This window comes from Herpetosiphon giganteus, from assembly GCF_016907925.1.
GTDB classification, from domain to species: Bacteria; Chloroflexota; Chloroflexia; order Chloroflexales; family Herpetosiphonaceae; genus Herpetosiphon; species Herpetosiphon giganteus.
Genome location: NZ_JAFBCZ010000060.1, coordinates 1 through 9,590, shown reverse-complemented (window position 1 = coordinate 9,590; position 9,590 = coordinate 1). Strand labels below are relative to the sequence as shown.

General features: G+C 52.2%; 8 protein-coding genes. 5 read left to right on the top strand and 3 right to left on the bottom strand.

The genetic code is table 11. The annotated features are described in order from the left end of the window. Nucleotides 1-103: 103 nt before the first annotated feature. The gene (locus tag JOD20_RS25955; protein WP_204758074.1) at nucleotides 104-1,102 is read left to right on the top strand and encodes a hypothetical protein; all 999 of its coding nucleotides are present in this window, start codon (nucleotides 104-106) and stop codon (nucleotides 1,100-1,102) included. Between the two features lie 272 nt (nucleotides 1,103-1,374). On the opposite strand, the gene JOD20_RS25950 is transcribed toward JOD20_RS25955, so the two are convergent. Beyond that, nucleotides 1,375-2,256, bottom strand: coding sequence for an EamA family transporter (locus JOD20_RS25950; RefSeq protein WP_239584091.1), 882 nt, complete (start codon nucleotides 2,254-2,256; stop codon nucleotides 1,375-1,377). A gap of 128 nt (nucleotides 2,257-2,384) precedes the next feature. Between JOD20_RS25950 and JOD20_RS25945 the strand changes: the two genes are divergently transcribed. Then, nucleotides 2,385-2,882 (top strand): MarR family winged helix-turn-helix transcriptional regulator, encoded by a 498-nt coding sequence (locus tag JOD20_RS25945; RefSeq protein ID WP_204758073.1) that lies wholly within the window; start codon nucleotides 2,385-2,387, stop codon nucleotides 2,880-2,882. Here JOD20_RS25945 and JOD20_RS25940 read toward each other — a convergent pair. Then, complete coding sequence (locus tag JOD20_RS25940; RefSeq protein ID WP_204758072.1) at nucleotides 2,873-5,062, bottom strand: ATP-binding protein; 2,190 nt, start codon at nucleotides 5,060-5,062, stop codon at nucleotides 2,873-2,875. The two genes, JOD20_RS25945 and JOD20_RS25940, sit on opposite strands and share 10 nt — an antisense overlap. Nucleotides 5,063-5,478: 416 nt before the next feature. On the opposite strand from JOD20_RS25940, the gene JOD20_RS25935 reads away from it, so the two are divergent. Next, nucleotides 5,479-6,522, top strand: coding sequence for a CAP domain-containing protein (locus JOD20_RS25935; RefSeq protein ID WP_204758071.1), 1,044 nt, complete (start codon nucleotides 5,479-5,481; stop codon nucleotides 6,520-6,522). Here the strand turns inward: JOD20_RS25935 and prmC are convergent. Next, nucleotides 6,519-7,361 carry a peptide chain release factor N(5)-glutamine methyltransferase gene (prmC, locus tag JOD20_RS25930; protein ID WP_420828966.1) on the bottom strand — a complete coding sequence of 281 codons (843 nt, stop codon included), beginning with the start codon at nucleotides 7,359-7,361 and terminating at the stop codon, nucleotides 6,519-6,521. The genes JOD20_RS25935 and prmC overlap by 4 nt on opposite strands. Before the next feature lie 155 nt (nucleotides 7,362-7,516). On the opposite strand from prmC, the gene JOD20_RS25925 reads away from it, so the two are divergent. Continuing rightward, the gene (locus JOD20_RS25925; protein ID WP_204758069.1) at nucleotides 7,517-7,654 is read left to right on the top strand and encodes a hypothetical protein; all 138 of its coding nucleotides are present in this window, start codon (nucleotides 7,517-7,519) and stop codon (nucleotides 7,652-7,654) included. Nucleotides 7,655-7,730: 76 nt separating this feature from the next. Then, nucleotides 7,731-9,350, top strand: a complete 1,620-nt coding sequence (gene aroB, locus JOD20_RS25920; protein ID WP_204758068.1) for a 3-dehydroquinate synthase — start codon at nucleotides 7,731-7,733, stop codon at nucleotides 9,348-9,350. Nucleotides 9,351-9,590: the final 240 nt, after the last annotated feature.

Here is a 9,590-nt window from a genome sequence, read left to right as displayed (position 1 = left end):
TAGGATTAAGGTTTAAGCATCCATATCATAGCGGATAGCGTTGATGGAGTCAGCTTTTTAGTTCCAAGGAGCAATCGATGTCATGCAGTAAGAGGAGAGACAGATGAGCATGGATGGTAGGTATGACGTTGAGGCTGAAATTATCTTCGAGCACGAAGATCCTGAGCGCGCTTTGCTCATGGCATTAGGCTTCACTCATGGCGAGTTACATTTTAGTCCCGATTCTTATCAAGGCTGGGATATTCGCTTCAGTGAAGAGCACAATCGCACGCTATTGCCAAGTGGGGCAATCCTAGCCGATTTTGCGTTTCTCAACCCCCACTATCAACTGGGAGAAATGGCGGTTGGCAGAAAGTTTTGGATTCGCCGAGGATCTAAACATGAGGGGACAGGCCATATAACCCAAATTTTGAATTTAGAGCGATCTGCTCGCAAACGAGTACATTATGATCTGCCGGTTGAGGTAACGTTTTTACAAGCGCCGATTAATAATCCGTCGCGATATTACTCGTTATTGTATGGCAAACACTTAAATGCTTATGATTTGCATCAAGGCATAATCCATATTTCACGATTTGATCAATTTATTCAGATAAAAAAGCGCCAAAAGAAACATCTATCGATACAAGCAAGCCTTCGTTCAGATATGCTGCATCAACCGCCAAATAACATATATCCGCGGCTAAGTCAGCATCATGAGTGGATTATTCATGAGATTTATGCGAATGATGGGCAAGCAACTTCACAACTAGACAATGCAATTCTTGCCACGGGCCAAGACATTCAGCCCCTTAAAACTAGTTACGGATCGATAATAGTAAACTTAATCGTTGAGGTCAGACGAATTGTCAATGCCAAAGAAAGCCTGAAAGGATATTTAGGTTTTACCTATGGCACACTCTTTGAGGGTGAGAATTATAAGCTGAATGGCAAAGAACGCCTGTTAATGCTTGAAGAAGGGCAAACGGTCACGGTTGGCCAGCCAGTGCGCGGCCATCTCGATCTATATGGCATTTCTAAGCATATCGAAGCCTTGCCCAGCGGCACTGAATTTGTGTTGCGCGCTGAGGACCAGACCATTGCCAAGGGTCGGGTGATTTAGGATTGGAAATTGAATATGAGGTTGTAAGAACATAGAACATAGAGCATAGAACATAATCCTAACAATCTGTGAAAATCTGTGGCGAAAATCGTTCTTAGTGGCCCTTCGTGTCCTTCGTGGATCAATCCGTTAACGCAGAGGCGCAGAGAAATGAGGCTCTGGGCTATCGGAACAAGGATCGTTTTTTCAAACAACACTCCGATAGCCAAAAGTCTATAGCCTTCGCGCACTTCGCGTTCTTCGCGGTTTCTAGCCTTCGTGGCCTTCGTGGATCAACTTCTCTGTACTACCTGCAAACGCTGGGCTGGCTTGCGATTTGGCATTTGGCTGAAGATAATGCTCGCCAGTACGACCAACGCACCCAGCATTTGCAACAAACTCAAGCGCTGATCGAGCACCAACCAGCCGAGAATCGTCGCCGAAACGGGGCTGAGCAAAATCAAAAACGACATCGTGGTGGTTGGCAGGCGTTCGATGCCGCGAAACCAGAAAAGATAAGCGATACCAGTATTGACAATCCCAATCAGGCCAAAACCAAGCCAGTTGGTTGGTGTAAAAGCTGGTGGCATGCCTTCGATCAACAACGCAATCGGCACAATCATCAAGCCGCCAACTACCAATTGCCAGGCCGTGTAGGTCATCAATGGCACTGGTCGACCCCAATGTTTGTTCAGCGTAATGCCCACGCCGTAGAGCATCGCGCCGCCAAACGCTGCGAGCATGCCCCAAGCATCAAGCTGGGCCTGTGGGCTGATCAGCATCATCGCCACGCCCAAAACGCCTAAACCCGCCATCAACAGCAAGCGCGAAGTAACCCGTTCTTTGAGCACAATCCAGCCCCAAAAGGCCACAATAAACGGCTGCAATGCGCCCAAGGTAGCGGCGATGCCACCAGGCAAGCGGTAGGCAGCAATAAATAATAATGGGAAGAAGAAGCCAATATTCAACGCGCCCAACACCAACGAGCGCCACCACCAAATGCCTTTGGGCAATTGGCGGCCCCACGCCAAAAAGATCAGGCCAATCGGCAAGGCCCGCATCACACCCACCAACAAGGGTCGGTTGGCTGGCAGCCACTCGGTCGTAATAATATAGGTCGTGCCCCATAACATTGGCGCAATCGCCGTTAAAAGCATATTCCAAAGCCGTTGCATCGCCGCCACCTTCGCTAAATCCCATCAGTGCCTTGGCTGTGCTATTCTGATGGTATTGATAATTTGTCTTGACATCAAGATATACGTCATTTATCTTCATGTCAAGTATCTTTAGATCGAGATATATTATGCAAGACCAAGTGGATTGTTTTATTGCCGAGTGGCAGCGCGAACGACCGGAGCTTGATTCTACGCCGATGGGCTTGATTGGGCGAATTGCGCGTTTGGAGCAGCATTTGAGCCTTGAATTGGCGCGGGTATTCAGCCAATTTGGCTTACAACGCGGGGAATTTGATGTGCTGGCAAGTTTGCGGCGGTCGGGAGCGCCCTATCAGCGCAGCCCAACCGCCTTGTTCAATACGCTGATGCTTTCATCAGGAGCAATGACCAACCGCCTCGATCGCTTGGCAGCCCGCGGTTTGATCGAACGCATCGCCGATCCGCACGATCGGCGGAGCTTGTTGGTGCAGCTCACAGCGCAGGGTTTGGATTTAATTAATCAGGCGGTCGAGGCCCATCTTGCTAACGAACGGCGACTAATCGCCAGCTTGAGCACTGATCAACACAGCCAATTAGCCGCATTGCTGCGCACATGGCTGCTGGATTTGGAGCAAGCTCAGGCTTGAGTAACCAGCAGCAATAGCTCGGCTTGGCTTAGCGCTTCGCCAGTGGCTTCGGCTGCTTGGCGCGCTGCTTGGCCCAAACGCTGGTCAAGTTGCTCGCGCAAATTAGCCACGTCGCGCAAACTAACGCTCGAATAGCCAACATCGCAGGCTTGGCGCAAGCTTGCTGCTCCACCAACCAAATAGGCTGCATGCTGCGGGTTTACGGGGGCAAGCCATTCTGCAAAGCCCTCGAAGGCAATGGCCAACGAGCGTTGCACATTCAAGCGCGCTGCCATTGTCACTGCTTCGTGCAACACATCGCCTGCTTCGCTGCGTTTGCTGCTCGCTTGGCGCAGCAAGGCCAAGCCCAAGCCATACAAAGCCATAATTAATGGCGATGATTCTTCGCTTTGGCGATGAATCGCGATGCTTTCACGAAATAATTGCTCAGCCTCAGCATATTCATCCAGATTCAGCTGAGTTGTAGCAATATTTTGAAACGAGACAGCTTGGCTCATCAGGTCGCCGAGTTGTTGATAAATTGCCAAACTGGCTTGAAAATAATCGCGGCCAGCCTGGTGATCGCCTTGGAATTGCGCGATCGAGCCAAGATTGTTCAAGATGATTGCTTCGCCCCAAACATTAGCTTGTTGCTGGCGAATTGCCAACGCCGCTTCATAAACCTCGCGGGCAGCCGCATAATTGGTTTGCTCACCGTAAATCATGCCCTGATTGTTCAACAAACGCGCTTGATAATCCAAATCATTGAGCGTTTTTGCGTGGGGTAGCGCTTGGCCATAAGCCTGCAAGGCCGAGGGATAATCGCTAATCGCATACGACAACAGGCCATTGGCATAGCCAAAATGCAGCTGAATTTGCGGCTCGAAACTAGCAGCATGCGCTCCAACACGGGCAATCCAGCTTAATCCTTCGCGGATATAGCCTTGTTGATACAACGGCAGCACCATGCTCGCAATAAAGCGCGCAATATCGCTGTAGCGTTGTTGTTGATAGAGCCATTGCAAGGCGCTGCGAATATTGGGCATGGCTTGATTCAGGTGTTTGCGCCAAACCATGCCTTGGCCTTGGCGAATGCCCGCATCAATATCCAGGGCCAATTGTTGAAAGGCCTTGGCATGCGCAGCGTGACAAGCAGCATCAAGTTTGGGATCGCGTTTGAGCTGACGCGCAGCATATTGACGAATCGTATCGAGCATGGTATAGGTTGGTTCTTCCGAGGCGGCGTTGTTCAGCAATAGCCCTTTGGCGACCATTGCATCCAAGGTTTTGGCAATATCGATCGCATTGGGAGCTTCGTTGGCCAATAATTGCACTTGGCTTAGCGTCCATTCGCCCTGAAATACGCCCAAACGCGGCAACAACCAGCGAATCGCCGGCACACTATAGGAAATGCACCAATCCAAGACTGGGTGCAGCACTTGCTCGGGGGCTGGCGCGGCTCCCACGTTTTGCTCAGCAGGCAAATAATTGCGCAACAACAGCAGCAAATCGGCGGGCCGCAAGGTATCGCTATGGGCTGCAACCAACTCAATCGCCAAGGGCAAACCGCGCAAGCGCCGACAAATCTCGACAATATGCAAGGCATTGGCTTGATCGAGCATAAATTCTGGCCGCACACGCCGAATCCGATCCAAAAACAAGGCCACCGCTGGACTCATGCTAATAGTTTCAATTTGCACCGCGCCGCCGCCAAGCGGAATCGCCAATGGTGGAATTGGAATAACTTCCTCGTTGGGATCGTTGGCGGCCTGCTGGCTGGTAACAAGCACGCGCACCTGCTCGGTTTGGCTGAGCAAGCCAATCACATGCGGCGCGGCAGCAATCACCTGCTCCATATTATCGAGCACGATTAGGCATTGCTTATCGCGCAAAAATTGCACTAACGCTTCTTCGTAGAGCAAACTGCCGCGCTCAGCCAAGCCAAACGTGCGGGCAATCGTCGGAATCACCAAATCGGGGTCAGCGAGAGTTGCCAGTGAGATAAAGGCCACGCCATCGCGAAACTCATGGTGCAAGCGATCGGCAATCTGAATGCTAAGGCGAGTTTTGCCAGTGCCACTTGGGCCTAGCAACGTGGTAAAACGAGTTGGCGATTGCCGCAAACGTGTCACAAGCGCTGCAACATCTGCATCGCGGCCAATCAATGGTGTGGTGAAGGTTGGAAACCCAATGCGTTGCATAACCTGATCTCCCGTAGCTTGATTGTGTAGTATGCCGCAAAAGCGCTGTAAAAACAAAGGTCATGGCCGGTTTAAATCTGCCAATCGTACTGATCCCCTCACCCCAACCCCTCTCCCACGCGGCGGGCGAGGGGCTTTTCTATGGTAGTTCTTGCGTCATTCATCGGTGAACATTGGTGCTCACCCTCGCCCGCGTTTTCGTGGGCGAGGGAACGCTCCACCGCCGACCAATCGCTCAAAACCTACCCTTGTAAGGAGCGGGCTGGAGTTGAGGAAACATGCTGCCACCCAACTGACGAACTATTACGTAGCGTAATTTCCTCAAGCCTCTTTTAGCCCCAAAGTACCCCGCAAATTCAAGCAATAGCTCGCTACAATGAAAGGACTGATACCAAACCATGTACCAAGGAGCAATGATGCACTTGCGTTTTTTATTGCTACTCCTGTTGATTTTTGGCAGTTTAAGCCTACGCCCCACAAGCACTGCGGCGCAAACCAAGCTCTGCTTTGCCGATGTACCAGGCATTAGCAATTGTATTAGCGGGCGCTTTTTGGAATATTGGCAACAAAACGGCGGCTTGGCGGTTTTTGGCTATCCGCTCTCGCCTGCTCAAAGCGAAACAACCGCCAATGGAAACTTTACGACCCAATATTTTGAGCGCCAACGCTTTGAGTTGCACCCCGAATTGGCAGCACCATACGATATTTTGCTTGGGCGATTGGGAGCCGAAATCTACGAGCAACGCCATGGCAACTGGCGCAACGCCCCAAAAACCAATCAATCAACCCAAGGCTGTTTAGTCTTTAACGAAACTGGGCGCTCGGTTTGTGAACCATATCTGAGTTATTGGGTTAATCATGGCTTGCTTGACGACGCGTTGAATGCCTACGAGCAATCGTTGAGTTTGTTGGGCTTGCCGCTCACCGAGCCACGCCTTGAGCAAAATCCCGACGGCGATTGGGTCATGACCCAATGGTTTGAACGCGCTCGGCTCGAAAATCACGAAGCCAAGGGCATTTTGCTTGGGCGGTTGGGCGCAGAACTCAAGCCCGCGACAAACCCCAGCTATCCCAGCGAAGTCACGGCCTTGGTCGAGGCGATTAATCGCCAGCGCAGCCAAAACGGCCTCAGTGCGCTGACGATCAACCCAACCCTCAACCAAGCAGCCCAAATTCATAGCGATGATATGGCGCGCAATAACTTCTTCGAGCATACAGGCAGCGATGGCTCCAACGCTGGCGAACGCATGCAGCGGGTTGGCTACACTTGGCGGGCTTGGGCCGAAAATTTGGCGGCTGGCTACACCGATGCTCAAGCCTTGGTTGATGCGTGGATGCAAAGCCCTGGCCATCGCACAAATATGCTCTCCGCCGATGTGACGGAAATTGGCATTGGCATCGCCCGCAATCCAAATACAACCTATAAAATCTATTGGACAGCCAACTTCGGCGCGCGCTAGGCTTGCTCGATCTGCACCACGCGATCACGGGCTGCTAAATCGCGCAGCAGCTGAATTGTGGCATGAGGAAAACTGGCTTGAGCAAGCGCAACCACATCTGGCCCTTGCCAAGCCCCAATCTCAAACAAGGCGGCGGTTGGCTGGCCTTGGCGCAAAACTGTGGCGGTTGCTGGCAGCAATTGACGATAGCAATCTAAGCCATCGGGGCCGCCATCGAGCGCCAGCGTTGGCTCGTGCAAGCGCACGCCAGGCTCAATTTCATCGAGCAAGGTATAGGGCGGGTTGCTCAAGAGCAAATCGATTGGCTCAGGCAGTTGGCTCACACCATCGCCATGAATCAGCTGAATTTGCTGGTGCAGGCCATGGCGCTCAACATTGCTTTGAGCCACCGCCAAGGCAGCAGGCGAAAGATCGACCGCATACAGTTTGATATTGGGGGCATGTTTGGCCACCGCCACCGCAATACAACCGCTGCCAGTGCCAATATCGGCTACCACCAAAGGCCGGTTTTGCTGCTTAATCCACGTCAGTGCTTGCTCGACCAAAATCTCGGTATCAGGCCGCGGCACCAAAACCCGTTGATCGACGTTAAATGTTAAGCCATAGAATTCGCGCGCGCCGATGAGGTAGGCGATTGGCTCTAGGGCATTGCGGCGTTCGATCAAGGCTTGAAAAGCGGCGGCATGCTCGGCCTCAAGGTGCTCGTTGAAGCGGGCCAAAATTTGGCTTGAATCAAGGCCGAGCACATGGGCCAACAACACCCGCGCATCAAGCTGCGGGGTCAGCGAAGCGCTGCTCAATTGGTTGGCGGCCTCAATTAATGCCTCACGCAAAGTTATGGTTGCCATTCAGGAATTCCTCGGCATATTGCGATACCTACGTAATGCACTCGTAATCTGCACATCTAGAGACTCCTTGGCGAATCAGGCATCATTGCGCTAGCAGCAAACAAACCCACAGGCGCGGCAGTTTCACACTCGAAGGAGGTTGGATTGTGGATCGTGGTGTGATTTTTTTTATTTTGTTGGTGGTTATTATACTCTTGATTCTCTTGGTGATCGTGGCGCTTGGTGACAATGATCAAGCCACTGCAACGAGCAGCGTTCAGCTCTTAATCGCCCAATTTGCCTGAGCATCGCCAAAGGTGCTACCATTCGCTCCAGATGAGATGCCAAGCTTGGCATTAGTGGTAACGGAAGGATACAACCATGCAACCATCTGGGCAATCGATTGCATTAATTGGCCCGAGCGGCGCAGGCAAAAGCACCGTTGGCGTAGGCTTGGCGCAAGCCCTCGGCTGGCGTTTTATCGATTTAGATCAACTGATTATTGAGCGCGCAGAAAAAAGCATTAGCGAGATTTTTGGCGACGAAGGCGAGGCTGGCTTCCGCGAACGCGAAACCGCGGCCTTGGTGCAAGCCTTACAAACCGAACAGGCCGTCATCGCATGCGGTGGCGGCATCGTTTTGCGTGAAGTTAATCGCCAATTGCTGCGCGAACAAGCTTGGTGCGTTTATCTCACCAGCGCCATCAGCACCTTGGTTCAACGCCTCAGCAATGATCCAAACAATCCGCGACCATTGCTGGCCGACGATGTGAGCCAAAAGTTGGTTATTCAGCTGGCCGAGCGCTTACCACTCTACAGCACGCTCGCCAACTGGACAATCCAAACCGATGGTTTAGCGCCGCAGATTGTGGTCGAGCAACTGATTCGGGCTTGGGGCTTGGTCGGCAAACCACAGGCCAGCGAAGTATTTAGCTCGTTCAACAGCCGCTATTATGTCAAAAGCGGCGCACTGGCAGCATTGCCCAACGAACTTGCTAATCTTGGTTTGACTGGCACATGCTGGCTGATCAGCGATACTCATGTTGGGCCGCTGTATGCGCCAACCGTAATCCAAGCCTTGGAGAATGCAGGCTTTAGCTGCCAACGCTACGATATTCCGGCCCAAGAAGCCAGCAAATCATGGCAACAAGCTGGCGAACTCTACACCTGGCTGCTGGAAAATGGCGTACAACGTGGCGATACAGTCTTGGCGCTCGGCGGCGGCGTGGTTGGCGATTTGGCGGGCTTTATCGCGGCCTCGATTTTGCGCGGCATCGCGGTTGTGCAGTTGCCAACCACCATTTTGGCGATGATCGATAGCAGCATCGGGGGCAAAACGGGCATTAATCACCCTCGCGGCAAAAATTTGATTGGCGCGTTTCATCCGCCACGTTTGGTCTTAATTGATGATGCAGTGCTGAGCAGCTTGCCTCGCCGTGAACGAGCCGCAGGTTGGGCCGAAGCCGTCAAACATGGGGTTATTGCTGATGCAGTGTTGTTTGCTGATTTGGAGCGTGCAGGAGCCAGCCTCAATGATGTGCCCGCCAATATCACCAGCGAGTTGTTGGTGCGTTCGGCGGCGGTTAAAATTGGCGTGGTCAATCGCGATGAGCGCGAAACTGGCGAGCGTATGCTGCTCAATTATGGCCATACGCTGGGTCAAGCTGTTGAAGCAGCAACCCACTACAAACGCTATGTGCATGGCGAAGCAGTGGCAATTGGCATGACCTTTGCCGCCAACCTTGCAGTGCAGCTTGGCATGTGGACGAACGCCGATGCTGAGCGCCAACGCGCCTTATTGCAAGCCTTAGATTTGCCCACCGCCTTGCCGCGCGATTTAGACATCGAGGCCGCGCTGGCAGCCCTTAACTTGGATAAAAAACGCGCCAAAGGTAGCGTGCGCTGGGTGCTGCCCACCAAAATTGGCCATGCCCAAGTCGAATCACACGTCGATCCAGAACTCGTGCGCAAACTCGTCCACAAGTTGGTCGACCAAGCCTAAAATAGTACTTCCCTCACCCGTGTTCAGTGGACGAGAAGCTTTTTAGGTGGACGAGAAGCTTTTTAGTAAGAGCGATTACCTTGAAAAATTAGGTTTAGAATTGGGGTATCAGTACAAATAAAAACAATCCACAAAATGAATATTAGGGGGTGCAGGGGGATGAAACCCCTTTCGGGGGTAGGTTTTTAAGGAATGGGCGGACGGCTGGTGGGTATGGTGGGCCATGGATCGGGATGGAGG

What these genes read in the sequence shown, in the direction of transcription:
- aroB (WP_204758068.1), top strand. Translation starts at nt 7,731, where the DNA reads ATGCAACCATCTGGGCAATCGATTGCATTAATTGGCCCGAGCGGCGCA.
- JOD20_RS25940 (WP_204758072.1), bottom strand. Translation starts at nt 5,062, where the DNA reads ATGCAACGCATTGGGTTTCCAACCTTCACCACACCATTGATTGGCCGC.
- JOD20_RS25945 (WP_204758073.1), top strand. Translation starts at nt 2,385, where the DNA reads ATGCAAGACCAAGTGGATTGTTTTATTGCCGAGTGGCAGCGCGAACGA.
- JOD20_RS25955 (WP_204758074.1), top strand. Translation starts at nt 104, where the DNA reads ATGAGCATGGATGGTAGGTATGACGTTGAGGCTGAAATTATCTTCGAG.
- JOD20_RS25950 (WP_239584091.1), bottom strand. Translation starts at nt 2,256, where the DNA reads ATGCAACGGCTTTGGAATATGCTTTTAACGGCGATTGCGCCAATGTTA.
- JOD20_RS25935 (WP_204758071.1), top strand. Translation starts at nt 5,479, where the DNA reads ATGCACTTGCGTTTTTTATTGCTACTCCTGTTGATTTTTGGCAGTTTA.